The organism is Salirhabdus euzebyi (assembly GCF_014207435.1).
Taxonomy (GTDB): domain Bacteria; phylum Bacillota; class Bacilli; order Bacillales; family Alkalibacillaceae; genus Salirhabdus; species Salirhabdus euzebyi.
In genome coordinates this window covers 83,335-102,463 of sequence record NZ_JACHGH010000005.1, presented here as the reverse complement: position 1 = coordinate 102,463, position 19,129 = coordinate 83,335, and the positions used below count along the sequence as shown (strand labels likewise).

Below are 19,129 nucleotides of genomic sequence, written 5' to 3'. Positions count from 1 at the left end.
TTGTGATAAAATGAATGGTATTGAAGGAGGAGTATTATGGCACCGAACAATCAGAAAATCACAGAAGCAAAAGAAGCAATCAGTCAAGTTATATATGGAAATGAAGAGGTTATTGAGCTTTTGTTCACAGCTCTTCTTGCAAAAGGTCATGTACTATTAGAAAGTGTTCCCGGATCAGGTAAAACACAGCTGGCGAAAACCTTTGCTAAAGTAATAGAAGGTAAGTTTAGTAGAGTTCAATTTACTCCAGATGTATTGCCGAGTGATGTGACTGGTATTCAATTTTTTAATCCAAAAACGCAGTCCTTTGAATTAAGATATGGTCCTGTTATGACGAACATTTTATTGGCAGATGAAATAAATAGAGCAACGCCAAAAACACAATCTAGTTTATTAGAAGTAATGGAAGAACATCAAACAACAATTGATGGGGAGACAATTAAAATACAAGCTCCGTTTATTGTGTTGGCAACACAAAATCCAATCGAATCAAATCAAGGAACATTTCCATTGCCAGAGGCGCAATTAGATCGGTTCCTTTTTAAAGTGAATATGCTTTATCCTGCACTTGCAACAGAAAAAAAAATATTAAAAAGCTATCAATTGGAGGAACCGCTTGAAAAAATAGCTAGTGTTCTATCTAAGGAAGAAATTGTAGCCCTTCAAGAGGAAGTAAAGAAAGTAAAAGTCTCTGATGTCGTCTTAGATTACTTACTTGCTCTTGTTCATGAAACGAGAAATCATGCTGATATTGAACTTGGTATTAGTACAAGAGGAACACTTGCTTTAATGCGAGCAAGCCAGGCTAGAGCATTCATAAAGGGTCGAGAATATATTACCCCAGAGGATGTAAAAGAGTTAGCATACTATGCATTTGAACACAGAATTATTTTGTCAATGGAAGCTTCTCTGCAAAAGACTTCTAGACAGGTGATCGCGGAAATTTTAAAGGAGATTCAAGTGCCTGTTGAGTTTGAGGATGTGAAATAAATGGATTGGAAGAAGGACTTAGGCGCGCAGGATAGCAAGTATTATGAATGGTTTAACATATTTGCTGCATTTGCTGTCTTAGGTAGCTTACTAACGCAACGTCCTCTATTTTTGCTTTTTGCTGGGGTTATTTTTACTTTTGTAGCTGCGAGTAAAATGTATGACAAGCGAGTGGGTAAAAAGTTATATATCAGGAATGAAAGAACATCTGTAAGGTTATTTCCGAATAACGAAGAAAAAATATCCATCCGGTTTCAAAATGAATCTTTTCTTCCTATTATAAATGGCGAGCTATCTTTTAAATTGGAAGATAATGTTCAGTTAGACAATTACGAAGGGGTATTAGTCCAGGGAGAAAAAAAATATTACGTACCTTTATCTATTATTGGTAAAGGGGAAACGGAATTATCCTTGTCAGTTAAGGCAATAAAAAGGGGAGTAGCTAGAGTTAAAGCGATACAATATGTATTCCCTCATTTTATAAATTTTCGAACGATTGGATTATATTATAGACGGTACTATCAAACAGAAATTATCGTTTATCCAAAACCTATTCCTGTAAAAGGGTTGCAAGAAACCTACTTCAATACAATAGGTGACCAACGAACGAACATATCACCATATGAAGATATATTAAACCCAATTGGAACAAGGGATTATACTTCATCTGATCCTTTTCATCGGATTCATTGGAAGGCTTCCGTAAGAAAACAGTCTTTACAAACGAAGGTTTTGGAAAAAACGAGAGATAATACGTGGATTTTTATTATTAATATTTCAGCTAGTAGTCGATTAGGCAATACTTACTTTACAAACAACATCGAAAATCTTTTATCTTATGTAACCTTTGTATGTCATTTTGCAACCAAAATGGGTATTCCTTTTGAAATTCACTTGAATACCCAAAGAGGAAAAAAACTTTTTAGTGGACAAGGAAAAGAACATCTCAAAAGTGCACTAGAATTATTGGCTAAAGTAAGTAATCAAAATACATTGGTTCCGTTCCAACATTTATTGTATAAAATTGACCATCAAATAAATAGACAGCAAACGGTTATTTTGTTTGGTGAACTACCGGATGAGGCAAGAATCTATACGGCAAAATGGACAAGGAAAGGATTAAATGTGTTTCGTGTAGTAGAACATGAAAATGGTGCAACAATAGAAAGCACTTCGAAAGTGGGGGATGGCCTTGAACATATACAATAAGATGGCCATAAGAACATTATCTTTTATAAATGAAGTCATCTTTATTTATTTCTTTATCGCCCCAGTTTTTTTCTATTTGAAGTTTCCTTTTCCCTATGTAAGCTATTTGCTTGTTGTGTTCCTAAGTGCTGCTGTTTTTTGGGGAATAGGCAGGTTTACCTCAACCTATAGCCCTTTCCTGATCGTCACACCACTGATGGCCTTTATAATCTACTATTTATTTGCGTATCCTGCCGTTGTAGCAGTTCTTTTAGCAATTATTTTTAGCTGGAGATTTATAAAACAATTAGATGGATCAAGTGGGGAAAACGAGAGGCTAATCTTAATTATTAGTTTTGTACTTGCTATTTCCGAAGCGCTTATTTTTAAGAGTGATGTTTTTATTTGGATAGGGATAACCCAATTCATCCTTTTATTACTTAACCATTTAGTAAAGCAGTATTTAGCAATGGCTGAAATGAATGAGGGTAATAAATTTAGTAAATTGAACTTGGCTAGTGGACCAGCCTTTCTTATGTTTATATTTCTATTTATCAGTGCGTTTCTTTTACTATTCTTTGATGTAATTGTTAGGATTGCCTCTTTTCTATATAGTGTTATCCATAGCATGTTTATAGGCTTACTCACGATTATGGTGAAGGTACTAGGCCTTACTGGAATTGATATGACAGAGCTTCTGAATGCATTAAAGTTAGATAAAGGTTCCTTGTTTGATATGGATTTTACAAGAAAGGAAGAAGTAGAACGTCAGAAGTCTTGGGCAACTCAGAATAGGGAAGAAATTATCGAAGCCATTTCATGGACAGGCATTGTTATCGGAGCGATTGTTGCTCTTGTTATTATTTTCATTCTATACAAGAAGAAAATCAATCGGTATGAAAGTAATAATCATATAGGCAACGTTATTCATTCAAGTAATCCCATGTCAGGTGATAAAGGTAAAAAGAAAAATCCTTTTCAGAAATTTTTAGACATCTTTTCTGCTAAGTCGGAGGAACCGGCTAGAAAATTATTTTTCGATTTTGAAAAGTTCGCACATAAAAAAGGGTATGGGAGATCGTATTCGGAAACAATAGAAGAGTGGTTTACTAGATTAAGCTTTCCAGTAAAAAACGTAGACCTTTACCAAAAAGTTAGGTATGGAGAAGAACGTTTGTCCCAATTTGAAATGGAGCACTTGAAGAAAGAATTAACTTTATTACGTCATTTTATTAAGGAACGTTCAGAGACGGAAAAAGAATGAAGGAAGAGGAGAACACCATTGTTCTCCTTTTTTTGATGTGTTGTAAATCTAAATCTGTTAAAATGAAAGTGAAATATAGCTTTGAATAATAGAAAATGGGGTGTTTTTATGGATGTTATTTGTATGACATGTCAGAAAGCTTACACAATTGATTCAAAAGATCCTCAGTACACAAAGCTTAAACGTGGGCTAACGAAGCTATACATTTGCACGAACTGTAATCAATCCATTCAAGGTGAGGCAAGTCGGACGAAACAAATTAATCCGCATGACCTTGATCCCCATCAAAAAGCATTGAATTTTAAGTAAATTACTACATGAGGAAAATGACAAGTACAATTACTAAGCTAACAACAATAGAGCTTGATACATAAATTCCGGCTTTCAACCATTTTTTCTCCTCTAGTAGTTTAATGGTTTCCAAGCTAAAGGTGGAAAAAGTGGTGAAAGCCCCACAAAATCCTATTCCTAATAACAGAAAAACAGTGTCATTCACACCAATTTTAACCACTATTCCTAACAAGCAAGAACCAATTATATTGGCTAACCATGTTCCATAAGGGAAGAATGAATGATTCAGCATTTGACTGAGCATTATTCTACTTAGAGCACCGATACCCCCTCCAACAAAAATCCATATCATTTATTCGCCACTCTCCTTCCCATGTACGAATAACTCAATATACTAATAAGTAATCCACCTACTATTGTTGTACCAATATATACGAGAAAGAGGAAAAACTGATTATTTTGCAACAATTTTATGCTCTCTACGGAAAAGGTAGAAAATGTTGTAAAGGAACCAATAATTCCTGTACCTAAAATAAGTTTCCCTGTTGGATTTAACTTTGGTATAAAAAAGACAATCGGCAGTAGAAAGCACCCTACTAGGTTAGCTGTTAAGGTAGCTAAAGGGAATCCATCCCCATTATCTATGTAAATGGACAAGCCATAGCGTAAAATGGCCCCAATTCCACCGGCTATGAAAATGAAGAAAACGGTTAATTTAGACAACATTCTACACATCCTTTAAAGAATTTTTAGATTTTTTAGAATTTAATGTATAATGGTAGTATAAATGATAACCTAGGATTTTTTAATCACTCATAGGAGGACAGCAATGAAAGCAAAACTTCTAAAGTTCATAGCAAGAGATTCCGCAATTTTTCGATTTATTATAACATTCCTTTTCCTTTCATTCAGTATCATGTTAGCGCTTATTGCTGATTTTTTTGTGCTGTTCTATCTGGAAAACTCTTTATATTATCCTTATATTCGCATTGTTACTGTCATTCTTTCTCTTATTCTGGCAACATTCATACTTTATTTGATTGTTGAAAAAGTTCTACCTTTAAAGAAAAAATTCACTTTCAAAGAAAATAGAATGGAAGATTTTTTAGCTAATGAAGTGTTACAAAATATAAAACAAGGAATTGCGATTACGGATTATCGCGGTACGTTGTTAAAAGTAAATAAGGCGTTCGCTGATATGACAGGACACAAGGAACATGAACTGATAGGATCAAATTTTGTTCACTTAAAGCATTTTTTATATCCACAGGAATTTTTTAAAGACATTATTAGGATTGTTCAAAAAAATGGGAAATGGCAAGGGGAAATTTTGAACAAACGAGAAGATGGTCAAGTCGTACCAGAATATTTGACAATTTACCAGGTTTTAAATGAGTTAGGAAAGGTAATTTACTATTTTGGTATTTTTGTTGAATTAAAGGAAATTAAAGAAAAAGAAAAAGCATTGTGGGATACCAACAATAGACTGCAAGCAATTTTTGAAGATTCTCCATTAGGTATTATTGTGTGTGATTTGAATGGTAATGTGGAATTTTGGAATAGACAGGCGGAGAAAATTTTAAAACATCAAAGGGAGAATGTTATTAATCAATCGATCAGCAATGTACTACCTCATTTTGCTTGTCAATATTCTCATCATCAAGAACTCATTACTGCATATAAAAAGGATCAAAATATCATTAATACGTATTCTGCAAATGGGGAAGAAAAAACATTGCAATTAACATGCACTCCATTACATAAGCAAGATAATGAACTTAGTGGATTTCAGATGACCTTTACGGATATCACCGACTTTATGGAAGCAGAAAGACATATTGAATATTTAAAGAAATTTGATCGCAATACTGGTCTTTATAATTATGATTATTTTTATCAATACATAAGTAACCAAATAGAAGAAAAACCGGAACAAGAAAAAGCAGTTATGTTGATGGACGTTGATCGTTTTGGTGTGATCAACAAGAAGTTCGGTAACCGTTTTGGGGATAAAGCAATAGAAGAGGTCGGGAAGAAAATTCATCAAGTAGTTGGATCACAAGGTATTGTTTCTAAGTTAAAGGGAGACGAGTTTGGCGTTTTTCTGGACCTTAATAATAAACAGGAAGCTTTAGATTTGGCAAAAGCAATATTCACAAGCTTGTATGACCCTTTAATTGTAGATGGCCAGCCTGTTCACATCACTTTATCTATTGGTATTGGCATGTACCCAAATGACGGTTTCAACTTTGACCAAATTTCAAAGGCTGCTAGTTTAGCTCTTTCTAGGGCAAAAAGAGAACGGAATGTATATAAGTTATATGACGCGTCAATGCATGATGATTCAAACCATTTTTATTATGAAAATGAATTACACAAAGCATTAAAAAAGAATGAGCTTAACGTACATTATCAACCTCAAATTGATTTAAAGACAAATGAGTTGTTTGGAGTAGAGGCTCTAGTAAGGTGGGAGCATGGAGAGAATGGGAATATTCCACCAAATATTTTTATTCCTATTGCAGAGGAGTCAGGCCTTATTGCTCCTTTAACAAGTTTTGTTATTCATCGAGTATGCCAAGATTATTTACTTTGGAAGAAGAATGGCTTTGATATGCCAGCAATAGCTATTAATATATCTGCTAAACAATTTTTCAAAAAGGATTTTGCTATAAAGCTTATAGACATCTTAAACCATTACCATATTCCAAAAGATATCATCCATTTAGAAATTACCGAATCCGTTGTGATGGATATTGAAAATAGTATGGATAAATTCCATGTTTTAAAACAGCATGGTATTAAAATTAGTATAGATGATTTTGGAACAGGATATAGTTCTTTAAAATATTTGCAAGAACTTCCTATTGATTACGTGAAAATTGATAAGGCTTTTATTAGAAAGATATTAGAAAATAATATGAGCATGGTTGATTTTATTATCCATATAGCTGTGCAAGTGGCATGAATGTAATAGGGGAAGGAATTGAGACAGAAGAGCAAAGTAACTACTTGGTAAATCAAGGTTGTCGAATAGGGCAAGGATTTTTATACAATAAAGCTATTCCTGCTCAGGAAATTATGGAACAGTATTATCAATTAAAGGTTTAATATCAGTACTTCGCTATCGGTAAAACCTGATGGCGAAGATATTTTTAGGAAGGGATTGTTACTGCTTAATTTACCTTCTTTCAATGCGAGAGTAAAACATTTAAACAGCATTCTATAAAAGAGGCTGATACAAAAGGAATTTTTTCTTTTGTATCAGCCCTCATTTTGTTTTATTTATTTTTCTTTAAAAATAATGTGACAACTAAAATTAGCGCAGATGAAACGACAATAGTTCCCCCAGGGGGTATTTCAAAGTAGTATCCACTTATAATTCCAGTTAAAACAGAAATTTCTCCAAAGATGATACTGATAAATATGGCCTGCTTAAAACTCTTTGCTATACGGATACTCGCAGCGACAGGCAAGGTCATTAATGCAGAGACTAATAATACTCCGACAATGCGAATGGATGCTGAGATAGCTAGAGCAGTTAATATAATAAATAGCATATGGATAAGTTTTGCATGGATTCCGGATACTTTGGCATGTTCTTCATCAAAGGATAATGCAAATAACTCCTTATAGAAAAATACAACAGCCAATACAATAAAGATGGAAATGACCAATATAAGATAAAAATTACTACGACTAACTGCTGCAACAGATCCGAACAAATAGGCAAATATATCTGTATTAAGGCCATCTGCCAAAGAAATAAAAATGACACTTAGTCCAACACCTACAGATAAAATAATAGGGATAGCGATTTCTTGAAAAGATTTATAAACACTACGCAAATATTCAATGATAATTGCACCAATTATAGAAAAAACAATTCCTGTGTAAAAAGGAGAGAAAGCTAGAAAGAATTTTTTTTGAACTAACAAACCAAAGGCAATTCCAGATAAAGTTACGTGAGCTAACCCATCAGCAATTAACGAGAGGCGTCTAACTACAATAAAAGTGCCTAGTAAAGGAGCTATTAAGCCTACAAGTAAGCCAGTAAATAGCGTATTACGTAGAAATTCAAACTGTAAAAATGTTTCAAGCATAACTTACCTCCTGTTAATGATTGTGGGATATCGAGTGCATGGAATGGCCATAAAACTCTGATAGCTCTTTATCTGATTTTTGGTGGAACTCACCCGGATCACCGTGGTAGTGGAGCGTTTTATTTAAGCATAACAAGTCCGTAACATATGAAGTAATCGTGCCAATATCATGGGAAACGAGTAGTAATGTAATTCCACGTTCTTTATTTAGACTAGAAAGCATGTGATAAAACCGATCGACATTCTCTGTATCAACACCAACAGTTGGTTCATCTAAAATAAGAAATTCAGGATCGCTAACTAGTGAACGAGCAATAAATACACGTTGCTGTTGACCTCCTGAAAGATCCCCAATATTACGATTTTTATAAGGCAACATACCAACACTTTCAAGAGCTTGTTCAATTTTTTGCTTATGCTGCTTATTTAGAAATCGAAAGTAGCCCATTTTTCCAAATAACCCCATGGCTACAACCTCAAATACAGTAGCTGGGAAACCTCTATTAAACGTGTTAGCTTTTTGAGAAACGAAGCTAATTTTGTGCCAATCTTTGAATTTCTGTATCGGCGTACCAAATAATTCAATATTTCCCGATTGTATGCGGTGTAAACCTAGAATTAGTTTAATTAAAGTGGTCTTTCCTGATCCATTTGGACCTACTAATCCAGCAAATGCGCCTGGTTTAATATCCATGTCTATATTCTCTAATACATTTTGTTGATCATATTTATAATTTAAGCTATTAATGCGTAACACTGGTGTTTCCACGTTTTTTCCCCCTTTTTTGCCATCTCACCGATCATCTATATAGAAGAATAAATAACCTATTAAAATTCCATTATTAATCATTATTACAATAATATTTGATTTTACCCTAAAACAAGGTTATTTTATCTGAATGAAATATATTTGTAAATAGAAATGATTACGATTTAACAATTGTATGTACAAAATAGTATTCATATTTTTGCCACATCATGTTATTTATTTATGTGTTATGCTTGTACATATAATTTTTAATAGAAAGAGGAGACTTACTAAATGAAGCGCTATTTTCTTGTGTTAGGAATTTTAATTGTCGCTTTAACGGCTTGTTCCAATGAAACAAAAACAGAGACAGGACATGCTCATCAAGAAAAAAATACCTCAACAGCTCTTTCCTATAATATAGAAACAGATGAGTGGCCTCCAGATGTAGCTACTTTTTTTCAAGATGAAGCAAACCATGATGTGAAGGAAGCTTATGAAATAGCGATACACCATCCAGAACTACTTAGTATGATGCCGTGTTATTGTGGTTGCGGGGAAGATGGCCATACAAGTAACCATGATTGTTTTGTTGATAGCAGAGATAATGAAATTGTTTATTTAGATTCCATGGGCTTTGGCTGAGGCATTTGTGTAGACATAGCCCGTGAGGCTATGAAAATGAATGAAGAAGGTAAGGATTTGAAAACGATTCGTGACACGATAGATCAAAAGTATGCAAGTCTTGGTGTTGAATCAACACCAACTCCAATGCCTGAATAACTTGAAAGCAATTACCGATTGAGGTAATTGCTTTTTTTACTGCTTAGGAGATTATAAAATTTCGGACTTGTGGATAAGTTAGTTGCACGGGGGAGCCACGTCTAGCTCCAGCACCTACCCCCTCGGGACATAAGTCAATCCCTTCTGTGGCAAAAACCTCCACGGCAGGTCTTGTCTTATGCCTGTCGGGGGTGAGCAAGGCGCTTGCGCTTTTGTACCTTTAAGATAGTTAACTTTTTTAAGGAATTGGCAAGCCAAGTTTTCCTAATGGGAAAGATAATGATGTGGATGAAAAGCTTTTTAATCTTTTTATTGACATAAATACTATAGGGGGGTATAGTATTATTTGAAGGAAGTGATAAAATGGAAAAATTACCAGAAAACAGTGGTAAAAAACCAGTAAAGTCTAAATCACATGATGAAAAACAACAAATAATAAATAGACTAAAACGAATAGAAGGACAAGTGAGAGGTATTCAAAAAATGGTCGAAGAGGATAGATACTGCGTAGATATTTTAGTGCAAGTTTCGGCCATTAATGCTGCTTTAAAAAAAGTGGGGTTTAGTTTGTTGGAGACCCACTCACATCATTGTGTAAGTTCTGCAGTAAAATCGGGAAATGGAGAAGAGGCTATCGATGAATTGATGAAAGTTTTTCAGCAGTTCTCTAAGTCGTAAAGGAGAGATGAACGATGAGTGAACAAAAGCAAGTCCAAATAGGTATAACAGGCATGACATGTGCTGCCTGTTCATCAAGAATTGAAAAAGTCCTCAATAAGATGGACGGCGTAAATGCGAATGTGAATTTGACACTTGAAAAAGCATCCATTTCTTATGATCCTAATCAAGTAAACATGGATGTCATTCAAGCTAAAATTAATAAGCTTGGTTATGGTGTGAAAAAGGAAAAAGTCGAGCTTGATGTATTTGGTATGACATGTGCTGCCTGTTCCACGAGGATTGAGAAAGTTTTAAATAAGATGGATGGGATTGAAAAGGCAACAGTAAATTTAGCTAATGAGACAGCCTTAATTGAATATGAAGCAAGTACTGTCCAAGTTGACGACATTATTCATCGAATTCAAAAGCTAGGGTACGACACAAAGCAACGAGCAGATCAAAAAGAGAAGGAATTGGATAAAGAGGAAGAGCTAAAGCAGAAACGAATGAAGCTCTACATATCTGCGGCCCTTTCCTTACCTTTGTTATACACGATGTTAGAGCATTTATTTAATCTTTACGTTCCACCTTTACTGATGAACCCATGGTTTCAATTTTTATTAGCGACTCCTGTCCAATTTGTTATTGGTTGGCAATTTTATGTAGGAGCATATAAAAATTTACGAAACAAGACGGCAAATATGGATGTGTTAATTGCTCTTGGTACTAGTGCAGCGTATTTCTATAGCTTGGCTCAAGCAATTGAAGTAACTATTCACCCAGGGATGATGCCTCATCTTTATTTTGAAACAAGTGCCATTTTAATCACATTAGTACTATTAGGGAAATATTTCGAATCTGTTGCTAAAGGTAGAACGACAATTGCTATTTCCAAGTTATTAGATTTACAGGCAAAAGAAGCAACAGTCATTAGAGAAAATGAAGAAGTAAAAGTTAAAATAGAAGAAGTAGTAGTTGATGACATTTTACTTGTTCGACCTGGTGAAAAAATTCCTGTGGATGGAGAAGTAATAAAAGGTACTACCTCTATCGATGAGTCGATGATTACGGGAGAATCCATTCCTATTGAGAAGGTAGTTGGGGATACCCTAATTGGAGCAACAATTAATAAGAACGGTACAATTCATATGAAAGCAACGAAGGTTGGGAAAGATACAGCCCTTTCCAGTATTGTGAAAGTAGTGGAAGAAGCTCAAGGCTCTAAGGCACCAATTCAAAGGATGGCGGATGTCATTTCAGGATATTTTGTTCCTATAGTTGTGATAATTGCGGTTCTCACCTTTATTATTTGGATGTCACTTGTAGCACCCGGGGATTTACCTCAGGCCCTTTCTGCAGCGATAGCCGTTTTAGTAATTGCTTGTCCTTGTGCTTTAGGATTAGCAACTCCAACTTCTATTATGGTAGGAACAGGTAAAGGTGCTGAAAATGGAATTTTATATAAAGGTGGCGAGCATCTAGAAAGTACACATAAAATTAATACAATTGTTTTTGACAAAACAGGAACGATTACAAAAGGTCAACCAGAAGTAACAGATTATGAAGGAGATCTTGATCTATTAGCCTATGTGGCAACTGCTGAAAATTCTTCTGAGCATCCTCTAGCAGATGCAATTGTAAAATATGCTAAGACAAATGGAGTGGAGTTAAAACAAACCGAAGCCTTTGAAGCAGTTCCTGGTCATGGGATAAAGGCTACTATTGAAGGGGAAAATATTTTAATTGGAACAAGGAAGTTATTAAGTAATAACGGGGTTTCTTATGAGGTGTTTGATCAAAGGATGGAGCAGCTTGAAACAGAAGGAAAAACAGCTATGCTCATTGCGGTTAATGGGCAAAGTAAGGGCTTAATTGCGGTAGCTGACACAGTAAAAGAAACAGCCAAAAAAGCGTTAAGCGACTTGAAAAAGTTAGGCATTGAATTAGTTATGTTAACAGGTGATAATGAGCGTACTGCTAAATCTATCGCCAACCAAGTTGGAATTGATCAAGTAATAGCTGAAGTGTTGCCAGAGCAGAAAGCCTCTGTCGTTCAACGCCTGCAAAAAGAAGGGAAATATGTAGCAATGGTAGGAGATGGGATCAATGATGCACCTGCCTTAGCAATAGCCGATGTAGGTATTGCAATAGGAACAGGGACCGATGTAGCGATTGAAGCTGCAGATGTAACGATACTAGGTGGAGAGTTATTGCTCATACCGAAAGCCATTAAGCTTAGCCAAAAGACGATTAAAAATATTAGACAAAACCTTTTTTGGGCACTTGCCTATAATTCTGCAGGAATCCCAATTGCTGCATTGGGATTATTAGCTCCATGGGTAGCAGGAGCTGCAATGGCATTTAGTTCTGTGAGTGTTGTGTTGAATGCTTTAAGACTTAAAAGAGTGAAAATATAACATTATTTAGGAGGAAGATTTTAAAATGACTATAACTTTAAATGTGAGTGGAATGACTTGTGGACATTGTGAAGCTTCTGTTAAAGGAGCATTAAAAGACCTTGATGGGGTACAAAACGTAGACGTAAACCTTGCGACTGGAAAAGTAGATGTCCAGTATGAAGAAGGAAAAGTAACTGAAGCAGAAATGAAAGAAGCTGTTGAAGAACAAGGTTATGATGTAGCATAAATACGAAAAGGTTGCCGACATGGCAACCTTTTTTGTACTTTAAGAAAGTTTAACTTTGTTAAAGGATTAAAGTATAAGAAAAACTAAGGCTTTCGCCATAAGGACTTGACGACAAGCCAAGTTTTTCTAAAATTAAGCGTATTAATTGTAATTTATTGCAAGTATGGCAGTTGGTTAGAATAACCGGAGTATTGCTGATAGGCTTGTTGCATTTTTTTCTGGTCAGCTACTTCAAGTGAATACCAACCTTTTTCGAACATTAAGTTAAAAAGCTGACGTTGGCAATCTTGGGATTCCTTAAAAATAGTCGCTAAATCACCATATAGAGTTTGATGACTTACTTCATTCATCGCGGTACTATAGGCATCTGTCATATATTTCTCTGTTGCTAGCATGTCATTAACAAAATCACGTTCATTCATTTCAGGGGTCTTAGGCACCTTTGTTTCAGGATTGGATACTTTTTTGCTCTCCATTTGTTGCATAATTGCCATGTTTCTTTGGGCATCTTGTTGTAATTGTTGTTCGTTTGTCACCTTTATCCCTCCTTAATTACTAACCTGTGGACTTGGATTATGACTTAGATACTGTAAAAGTTTTTGATAATGTTGTTGGTGCATTTGTCCTGCTTGATCGAGAGCCGATTTTACTTCTTGATCATGACACTGTTGAGCAAAAAAGTGAGCTTTTTTACTTGCTAGTAAGTTCCATGAAAGCATATCCGTTAAGTATGATTGATCCTTTGTACTTATCATATTAGGTGGGGATGGTTGTGGTGGATTCTGATTATTTGGTTGTGGCATTCTGCTTCCTCCTTTAAAATATTTCTCCTTTTTTTAGGATGTCTAATCGAGGTGTAAATATGCCTATGACTTCTATTAGATAACAGCTCTTTCCGTAGAAATTCTTGTATCTCATTTGATGGAAAATGCGACGTAACCATTGAACTTTAATTCCAGCCGCTACGGAAATACACTACGCTTTCCACGGGCTCGCGCTGAGCCTCCTCACTCGCACAGAACGCTCGCTGTGGGGTCTCAACGTCTTCGCTGTCCCGTAGGAGTCTACGTGTATTTCCTTCGCTAAGCATGTGCTTATCTTTAATGTACGGATGAATTGGGAAAAGGAAAGTTAATAATATAGTCGTATTGATAAAGAAGAATTAATCTAACATGCCTATATGGTTTACCACTATCCTTGAATCAGAAAATCAATCTTAGCGTAGGCAGAATACGCAGACTCCTACGGGATAGCACGTGTCTGAAGACCCCGGAGCGGTGGTTTTCCGCGAGGAGGCTGAGGCCGTGCCCGTGGAAAGCGAAGTATTATGCCGAAGCGGTCGTATAAGCACTGACCAAATTACAAAGTTACTTCGCAGTTTAAGGAAAAAAGTAACCACATTTTAGATAGAATAAAAAAGCTCCCTTATCGCAAAATTGATAAGGGAGCTTTTCGTTATTCTTTATTCACTAAGTAATTTGTTTTCTAAATCAGTTAACATTAAGTTAGCAGCCATAACGCCACCAGCTGTATTCCATATTGTGTCGCTAACTTCATAAGCTTTACCAGCTTTAACCGCTTCTAAGTTATTCCATAGTGGATCGTTAATCCATTGATCTTCTGCTTGTTGTCCTTCACCTTTTTCATTTTCATATGTGAAGTAGAAAATAACGTCTCCATCCATTTCATTAATTCTTTCTTTCGTCACACCTTTTGCAGCAAAATCATCAACATCTTGTGCTTCAGGACGTTTTAAACCGATTTCGCTTAGGATAATACCAGAGAACGAATCTTTATGATAGATACGTACATCGTCTGGCATAAAACGAACCATGGACACTTCTGTATTAATTTTATCACCTAAGTTTTCAGCTAATGTTGCTACTCGGTCATTGTAAGTATCTAAAACTTCTTGCCCTTTTTCAGCTTTATTAACCGCTTCAGCTATTAGCTCATAGTTAACTTTCCAATCACCACGAAGTGTTTCTTCAAAAACTGTTGGAGCGATATCACTTAATGCTTGATAATGCTCTTCTTGTCTCATTTTGTTTCCTAAAATTAAATCAGGCTCTAAAGCAGCAATAGCTTCTAAGTTAATATCACTTTCCAAACCAACTACTTCTACGCCCTCCATCTCACTTGCAATATGCTCATACCAAGGATCACCTGTCCAGGATTGAACTGCACCAACTGGTTTTACACCTAATGATAAAAGTGCTTCTGTACCATGGTTAGTTAAAACAACAATTCTTTCTGGATTTTCTGGGACAGTTGATGTACCCATAGCATGTTCTACTTCAAAACCTGCTTCACCTGTTGTTTCATCTTCCGTTTGACCACAAGCTCCTAAGAATAAAACGAATAATAACAAAGTAATGGAAATACCGAATTTCTTAAACATGTATGCTACCTCCTATGTAGGATATTTTTAATTGATAATGATTTTCATTACCAACTTGATGATAATCGTTATCAGTTAGATTGTCAATATACATTTTATCGTTTTATTTATTGGCATGTAACTTCTAGTAGGTTAGTAGGTAAGCACTTTTATGCTCATTGACAATGATTATCAATTGCATTAGACTTTTAGGAGAAATATTATGTGATAAAGAAATAAAATGCTTTTTTTAATTAGATATAGATATAGAGTAGTAGGGGAAGGTTATCAGCTATGTTAAAAAGTAACGTTACGAAATTAGTGGGGATTTTCATAGGGATCATACTCGTTCTCCTATTAATGTGGAGTAGCGTTATTTTTGGACTTACAAAAATCACTCCACAAATGGTAATAGACGCTTTTAGTAATTTTAATGGATCAAATGAGCATATCATCATTAAAGATGTAAGAATACCACGTGCCTTAATTGCTGCTGCTGTCGGTGCTAATTTAGCGATAGCAGGAACAATTATGCAAGGGCTAACAAATAATCCGCTTGCATCACCAAGTATTTTTGGGGTGAATGCAGGAGCTAGTTTTTTTGTCGTATTTGGTATTAGTACGTTAGGAATTTCTTCGCTTGCTACTTTGTCATGGTTTGCTTTTGCCGGTGCTGCTTTAGCGGCAGTTCTTGTATACGTTTTAGGGTCAATGGGACGCGACGGTATGACACCAGTAAAATTAACGTTAGCTGGAGCAGCAATGGCAGCTTTATTTTCATCCTTTACACAAGGCATTCTGACAATGAATGAACGGGCTTTGGATCAAGTATTGTTTTGGTTAGCTGGTTCGGTACAAGGAAGAGATCTTCAAATATTAATTTCAGTTCTTCCTTATTTAATAGTTGGATGGATTTTTGCCACATTTATTGGAAAACAAATGAATATTTTATCAATGGGAGAAGATGTAGCGAAGGGCTTGGGCCAAAAAACAATTATCGTAAAAATATTTGGGGCTATTATTGTCGTGTTGTTAGCTGGTGGTTCCGTTGCCATTGCAGGGCCAATTGGTTTTATTGGAATTATTATTCCCCATATCTCAAGATGGCTCGTTGGGATCGATTATAAATGGGTTATCCCTTATAGTGGTCTATTGGGCGCAACTCTTCTGCTATTAGCCGATATAGGCGCAAGGTATATTATTATGCCAGCAGAGGTACCAGTAGGCGTAATGACTGCATTGATTGGTGCACCCTTCTTTATTTATATAGCAAGAAGGGGGTTTGATCGATGAAAAAATATGTACCTTTTCGCATGTGGAAAGTCTCTTTACTGTTAGATAAAAAGTCATTGGTTGTGACAATTGGCTTTCTTTTTCTCATGTTACTCATAATGATAATTAGTTTAGGTATAGGGCAAATGAACATTTCCCCGTTGAATGTATTAAAAGTAATTTTTGGTACAGGCAGTTCAATGGAAGAATTAGTCGTGTTCTCCTTCCGAATGCCACGTATATTGTTAGCTGTTGTTGCTGGCGCAGCTTTGGCTATATCCGGTGCTATTCTACAAGGGATTATCCGTAACCCGCTAGCATCACCTGACATTATTGGTATCACTGGTGGAGCTGCTTTTACGACAGTTGGTTTTTTAGCGTTATTTAGTGATCGTAGTAATACATTAACAGTTAGTATACATTGGTTACCGCTAGCTTCTTTCATTGGTGCTGTATGTATGGGGTTTCTCGTTTATGCTCTTGCCTGGAAAAAGGGTGGTATCACACCTATTAGACTAGTTCTAATAGGTATTGGGCTAGCAGCAGCTATGCAAGCATTTACAACAATGATGATGATTTTAGGTCCAGTGTTTACTGCTTCAAGAGCAAATATTTGGATTACTGGAAGTGTAAACGGTACAAATTGGAATGAAATTGCGATCATTGTTCCGTGGATTTTGCTCCTTACAATTATTACATTCGTATATGCAAGACGATTAAATATGCAAGAATTAGGTGAAGAATTAGCAGTTAATGCTGGTCAGAAAGTGCAAAAAGATCGTTTTGTCTTACTGTTCTTAAGTACTGCTCTAGCAGGTGGAGCTGTAGCTTTTGCAGGTGGCATTGGTTTTGTTGGATTAATGGCCCCGCATATAGCGAGAAAGTTAGTAGGGTCTTCCTTTGGTGCACTTTTACCAGTGTCAGCTCTAATGGGTGGAATTATTGTATTAATAGCTGATTTAATTGCTCGTGTAGCTTTTGCTCCTTTAGAGTTACCAGCTGGGGTTCTTACCTCTGCAATAGGTGCACCTTATTTCATTTACTTAATGTATAAGAGTAGAAACATGTAAGAAAGGGATGGGAAAGATGGATGCTCTATCAGTAAAATCACTAACTTTGGGATATGATGACAGCACAATAATTGATGACATAAGCTTAACCATTCCAAAAGGGAAAATCACAATTTTAATAGGTAGCAATGGATGTGGAAAATCAACTTTACTTCGGGCTATGGCAAGGTTATTACCACCAAAAAGCGGTTCTGTCCTTTTACATGAAACGGAAATAGAGAAGATGCCTACAAACGAAGTTGCTAAAAACTTATCTATTTTACCTCAATCGACCCATGCACCAGAAGGATTAACGGTTTTGCAATTAGTAAAGCAAGGAAGATATCCTTATCAGTCGTGGATAAAACAATGGACGGAAGAAGACGAGAGAGCGGTTGATGCTGCACTACACGCAACTAGAGTTTATGATTTAGCTGAACGGAAGGTAGAATCGCTTTCCGGTGGACAACGGCAGCGCGTTTGGATTGCCATGACTCTTGCTCAACAAACTGACATATTATTGTTAGATGAACCAACTACTTTTTTAGACATGACCCACCAAATAGAAATATTGGATCTATTATATGATTTGAATCAACTTGAACAAAGAACCATTGTGATGGTGTTACATGATTTGAATTTAGCTTGTCGGTATGCAGACCATATTATTGCTATTAAAGATAAAAAGGTTTTTGAACAAGGAAAGCCAGAAAATATCATAACAGAAGAATTAATATGGAAAGTTTTTGGTCTCCATTGTAAAGTAACATTTGATCCTTTTTCTGGGACACCATTATGTGTTCCGTATGGAAAAGGGAGAAAGCTTAAAGGGGAACGTAAAAATGACTAGTCGACTAGTAACAGAGGAAAAGAACATTTTAAACGATAATTTTCGGCTAGTATTTGAAAAAAATGGGCAAGAAGTTATACCTTTAGAGTCATTCCTTAATCACCAATTTTTACACCAATATTTATTAGATTTAAAGGATCGCTTGGGTGCTGAATCGTTATTAGCTGCATCTTCACAATTTGTGAAACGACTTGGTTTTATTATAACGATACCATTTTTATATTCCATGTCTATGTTTAACAAACAGTTGGATGTTTCCTTTAAAAACTACTATTTAGTACCGAGAGATGTAGATAATATATGGCTTCCACAGCTTTTCCTTTCTGACTCAATAACTAAAGAACTAATGGGGTTAGATCGGGATGAAGCGAGACAGAAGCACTTTATTCAAATTGTGGAAAACGTGAAACAATTGTTAGATGCTGTATCCTGTGTTGGTAAGGTACCAAAGCCTATCTTATGGGAAAACGTCGCTATTTACATCTATTGGTTATATGAAAAAAGGTTAGAAACCGATGTGGAAAATGAGAAAACACACATACAGGATGATTTTCAATATCTACTACAGAAGATCCCAGCTAATATTTTCGGAGAAGCAGTAAATCCTTTTCTGAAATTCTATGGGAATGAATGTGAAACGAATGCGTCTAATGCAGAAATTAGAATTAGAAAAACATGTTGCTTTTATTATGAGGCAAACGAGGAAAAGAGTTTTTGTTCCACTTGTCCGAAGGCAATAAGAAATTGTAAATAATAATAGTTTAGGAATACCATTAACATTTAAAGCAAGCAGGGATCCTAAGAGATGTAGGGTTCCTTTTTGTTTCGGTTAATTTTTTAAAATGAAAGTTAGGAAAAAGATTGCGAAATGTCAGAATATATTTTATAGTAAGGTTATAGACTTG

Annotated in this window: 21 protein-coding genes; 14 read left to right on the top strand and 7 right to left on the bottom strand. The window is 35.6% G+C overall.

What is annotated here, in order from left to right; genetic code table 11:
* Positions 1 to 36 precede the first annotated feature (36 nt).
* The 4 genes from HNQ94_RS09525 to HNQ94_RS09510 all read left to right on the top strand — a co-directional run bounded on the left by HNQ94_RS09525 (position 37) and on the right by HNQ94_RS09510 (position 3,751).
* The gene (locus tag HNQ94_RS09525; RefSeq protein WP_174496148.1) at positions 37 to 990 is read left to right on the top strand and encodes an AAA family ATPase; all 954 of its coding nucleotides are present in this window, start codon (positions 37 to 39) and stop codon (positions 988 to 990) included.
* On the top strand, positions 991 to 2,199 hold the full coding sequence (locus HNQ94_RS09520; protein WP_174496149.1) for a DUF58 domain-containing protein: 1,209 nt from the start codon (positions 991 to 993) through the stop codon (positions 2,197 to 2,199).
* The gene (locus tag HNQ94_RS09515) at positions 2,183 to 3,442 is read left to right on the top strand and encodes a hypothetical protein (protein ID WP_174496150.1); all 1,260 of its coding nucleotides are present in this window, start codon (positions 2,183 to 2,185) and stop codon (positions 3,440 to 3,442) included. The genes HNQ94_RS09520 and HNQ94_RS09515 overlap by 17 nt, the downstream gene beginning before the upstream one ends.
* 108 nt (positions 3,443 to 3,550) lie before the next feature.
* The gene (locus HNQ94_RS09510; protein ID WP_260400921.1) at positions 3,551 to 3,751 is read left to right on the top strand and encodes a DUF2197 domain-containing protein; all 201 of its coding nucleotides are present in this window, start codon (positions 3,551 to 3,553) and stop codon (positions 3,749 to 3,751) included.
* A gap of 4 nt (positions 3,752 to 3,755) precedes the next feature.
* Here HNQ94_RS09510 and crcB (HNQ94_RS09505) read toward each other — a convergent pair whose 3' ends face one another.
* Positions 3,756 to 4,085, bottom strand: a complete 330-nt coding sequence (crcB, locus tag HNQ94_RS09505; protein WP_174496152.1) for a fluoride efflux transporter CrcB — start codon at positions 4,083 to 4,085, stop codon at positions 3,756 to 3,758.
* Complete coding sequence (gene crcB, locus HNQ94_RS09500; protein ID WP_174496153.1) at positions 4,082 to 4,459, bottom strand: fluoride efflux transporter CrcB; 378 nt, start codon at positions 4,457 to 4,459, stop codon at positions 4,082 to 4,084. The genes crcB (HNQ94_RS09505) and crcB (HNQ94_RS09500) overlap by 4 nt, the downstream gene beginning before the upstream one ends.
* Positions 4,460 to 4,562: 103 nt before the next feature.
* Here crcB (HNQ94_RS09500) and HNQ94_RS09495 point away from each other — a divergent pair, with 103 nt between their 5' ends.
* Both HNQ94_RS09495 and HNQ94_RS09490 read left to right on the top strand, forming a co-directional pair.
* Positions 4,563 to 6,701 carry a sensor domain-containing protein gene (locus HNQ94_RS09495; RefSeq protein ID WP_174496154.1) on the top strand — a complete coding sequence of 713 codons (2,139 nt, stop codon included), beginning with the start codon at positions 4,563 to 4,565 and terminating at the stop codon, positions 6,699 to 6,701.
* The gene (locus HNQ94_RS09490; RefSeq protein ID WP_174496155.1) at positions 6,698 to 6,844 is read left to right on the top strand and encodes a hypothetical protein; all 147 of its coding nucleotides are present in this window, start codon (positions 6,698 to 6,700) and stop codon (positions 6,842 to 6,844) included. Before HNQ94_RS09495 ends, HNQ94_RS09490 begins: the two co-directional genes overlap by 4 nt.
* Positions 6,845 to 7,014: 170 nt before the next feature.
* Here HNQ94_RS09490 and HNQ94_RS09485 read toward each other — a convergent pair whose 3' ends face one another.
* Both HNQ94_RS09485 and HNQ94_RS09480 read right to left on the bottom strand, forming a co-directional pair.
* Complete coding sequence (locus HNQ94_RS09485) at positions 7,015 to 7,836, bottom strand: metal ABC transporter permease (protein WP_174496156.1); 822 nt, start codon at positions 7,834 to 7,836, stop codon at positions 7,015 to 7,017.
* A 13-nt stretch (positions 7,837 to 7,849) separates the two neighbouring features.
* Positions 7,850 to 8,605, bottom strand: coding sequence for a metal ABC transporter ATP-binding protein (locus tag HNQ94_RS09480; RefSeq protein WP_246199984.1), 756 nt, complete (start codon positions 8,603 to 8,605; stop codon positions 7,850 to 7,852).
* A gap of 273 nt (positions 8,606 to 8,878) precedes the next feature.
* Between HNQ94_RS09480 and HNQ94_RS09475 the strand changes: the two genes are divergently transcribed.
* The 4 genes from HNQ94_RS09475 to copZ all read left to right on the top strand — a co-directional run bounded on the left by HNQ94_RS09475 (position 8,879) and on the right by copZ (position 12,673).
* A complete protein-coding gene (locus HNQ94_RS09475) occupies positions 8,879 to 9,367 on the top strand; it encodes a PCYCGC motif-containing (lipo)protein (protein WP_282960567.1) in 489 nt (162 codons plus the stop codon).
* 363 nt (positions 9,368 to 9,730) lie between these two features.
* Positions 9,731 to 10,045, top strand: a complete 315-nt coding sequence (locus tag HNQ94_RS09465; protein ID WP_174496159.1) for a metal-sensing transcriptional repressor — start codon at positions 9,731 to 9,733, stop codon at positions 10,043 to 10,045.
* 14 nt (positions 10,046 to 10,059) lie between these two features.
* Positions 10,060 to 12,444: a heavy metal translocating P-type ATPase gene (locus HNQ94_RS09460; RefSeq protein WP_174496160.1), complete on the top strand. Its 2,385-nt coding sequence runs from the start codon at positions 10,060 to 10,062 to the stop codon at positions 12,442 to 12,444.
* A 25-nt stretch (positions 12,445 to 12,469) separates the two neighbouring features.
* Positions 12,470 to 12,673, top strand: a complete 204-nt coding sequence (gene copZ, locus HNQ94_RS09455) for a copper chaperone CopZ (RefSeq protein ID WP_174496161.1) — start codon at positions 12,470 to 12,472, stop codon at positions 12,671 to 12,673.
* Positions 12,674 to 12,825: 152 nt separating this feature from the next.
* On the opposite strand, the gene HNQ94_RS09450 is transcribed toward copZ, so the two are convergent.
* The 3 genes from HNQ94_RS09450 to HNQ94_RS09440 all read right to left on the bottom strand — a co-directional run bounded on the left by HNQ94_RS09450 (position 12,826) and on the right by HNQ94_RS09440 (position 15,074).
* The gene (locus tag HNQ94_RS09450) at positions 12,826 to 13,149 is read right to left on the bottom strand and encodes a spore coat protein (protein WP_174496213.1); all 324 of its coding nucleotides are present in this window, start codon (positions 13,147 to 13,149) and stop codon (positions 12,826 to 12,828) included.
* Between the two features lie 72 nt (positions 13,150 to 13,221).
* Complete coding sequence (locus HNQ94_RS09445) at positions 13,222 to 13,476, bottom strand: hypothetical protein (RefSeq protein WP_174496162.1); 255 nt, start codon at positions 13,474 to 13,476, stop codon at positions 13,222 to 13,224.
* A 659-nt stretch (positions 13,477 to 14,135) separates the two neighbouring features.
* Positions 14,136 to 15,074, bottom strand: a complete 939-nt coding sequence (locus HNQ94_RS09440) for an ABC transporter substrate-binding protein (protein ID WP_174496163.1) — start codon at positions 15,072 to 15,074, stop codon at positions 14,136 to 14,138.
* A 273-nt stretch (positions 15,075 to 15,347) separates the two neighbouring features.
* Here HNQ94_RS09440 and HNQ94_RS09435 point away from each other — a divergent pair, with 273 nt between their 5' ends.
* From HNQ94_RS09435 to HNQ94_RS09420, 4 genes are read left to right on the top strand one after another with little or no spacing between them, the layout of a single operon-like run.
* Positions 15,348 to 16,346 (top strand): FecCD family ABC transporter permease, encoded by a 999-nt coding sequence (locus tag HNQ94_RS09435; RefSeq protein WP_174496164.1) that lies wholly within the window; start codon positions 15,348 to 15,350, stop codon positions 16,344 to 16,346.
* Positions 16,343 to 17,395 (top strand): FecCD family ABC transporter permease, encoded by a 1,053-nt coding sequence (locus tag HNQ94_RS09430; RefSeq protein WP_174496165.1) that lies wholly within the window; start codon positions 16,343 to 16,345, stop codon positions 17,393 to 17,395. The genes HNQ94_RS09435 and HNQ94_RS09430 overlap by 4 nt, the downstream gene beginning before the upstream one ends.
* Positions 17,396 to 17,411: 16 nt before the next feature.
* Positions 17,412 to 18,224, top strand: coding sequence for an ABC transporter ATP-binding protein (locus tag HNQ94_RS09425; RefSeq protein ID WP_174496166.1), 813 nt, complete (start codon positions 17,412 to 17,414; stop codon positions 18,222 to 18,224).
* A complete protein-coding gene (locus tag HNQ94_RS09420; protein ID WP_174496167.1) occupies positions 18,217 to 18,978 on the top strand; it encodes a (2Fe-2S)-binding protein in 762 nt (253 codons plus the stop codon). The genes HNQ94_RS09425 and HNQ94_RS09420 overlap by 8 nt, the downstream gene beginning before the upstream one ends.
* The last annotated feature ends 151 nt before the right edge of the window (positions 18,979 to 19,129 follow it).

Coding starts and splice junctions, on each gene's coding strand:
- HNQ94_RS09525 (WP_174496148.1), top strand. CDS start 37: ATGGCACCGAACAATCAGAAAATCACAGAAGCAAAAGAAGCAATCAGT.
- HNQ94_RS09520 (WP_174496149.1), top strand. CDS start 991: ATGGATTGGAAGAAGGACTTAGGCGCGCAGGATAGCAAGTATTATGAA.
- HNQ94_RS09510 (WP_260400921.1), top strand. CDS start 3,551: ATGGATGTTATTTGTATGACATGTCAGAAAGCTTACACAATTGATTCA.
- crcB (WP_174496152.1), bottom strand. CDS start 4,085: ATGATATGGATTTTTGTTGGAGGGGGTATCGGTGCTCTAAGTAGAATA.
- crcB (WP_174496153.1), bottom strand. CDS start 4,459: ATGTTGTCTAAATTAACCGTTTTCTTCATTTTCATAGCCGGTGGAATT.
- HNQ94_RS09495 (WP_174496154.1), top strand. CDS start 4,563: ATGAAAGCAAAACTTCTAAAGTTCATAGCAAGAGATTCCGCAATTTTT.
- HNQ94_RS09490 (WP_174496155.1), top strand. CDS start 6,698: ATGAATGTAATAGGGGAAGGAATTGAGACAGAAGAGCAAAGTAACTAC.
- HNQ94_RS09485 (WP_174496156.1), bottom strand. CDS start 7,836: ATGCTTGAAACATTTTTACAGTTTGAATTTCTACGTAATACGCTATTT.
- HNQ94_RS09465 (WP_174496159.1), top strand. CDS start 9,731: ATGGAAAAATTACCAGAAAACAGTGGTAAAAAACCAGTAAAGTCTAAA.
- HNQ94_RS09460 (WP_174496160.1), top strand. CDS start 10,060: ATGAGTGAACAAAAGCAAGTCCAAATAGGTATAACAGGCATGACATGT.
- copZ (WP_174496161.1), top strand. CDS start 12,470: ATGACTATAACTTTAAATGTGAGTGGAATGACTTGTGGACATTGTGAA.
- HNQ94_RS09450 (WP_174496213.1), bottom strand. CDS start 13,149: ATGGAGAGCAAAAAAGTATCCAATCCTGAAACAAAGGTGCCTAAGACC.
- HNQ94_RS09445 (WP_174496162.1), bottom strand. CDS start 13,476: ATGCCACAACCAAATAATCAGAATCCACCACAACCATCCCCACCTAAT.
- HNQ94_RS09440 (WP_174496163.1), bottom strand. CDS start 15,074: ATGTTTAAGAAATTCGGTATTTCCATTACTTTGTTATTATTCGTTTTA.
- HNQ94_RS09435 (WP_174496164.1), top strand. CDS start 15,348: ATGTTAAAAAGTAACGTTACGAAATTAGTGGGGATTTTCATAGGGATC.
- HNQ94_RS09430 (WP_174496165.1), top strand. CDS start 16,343: ATGAAAAAATATGTACCTTTTCGCATGTGGAAAGTCTCTTTACTGTTA.
- HNQ94_RS09425 (WP_174496166.1), top strand. CDS start 17,412: ATGGATGCTCTATCAGTAAAATCACTAACTTTGGGATATGATGACAGC.
- HNQ94_RS09420 (WP_174496167.1), top strand. CDS start 18,217: ATGACTAGTCGACTAGTAACAGAGGAAAAGAACATTTTAAACGATAAT.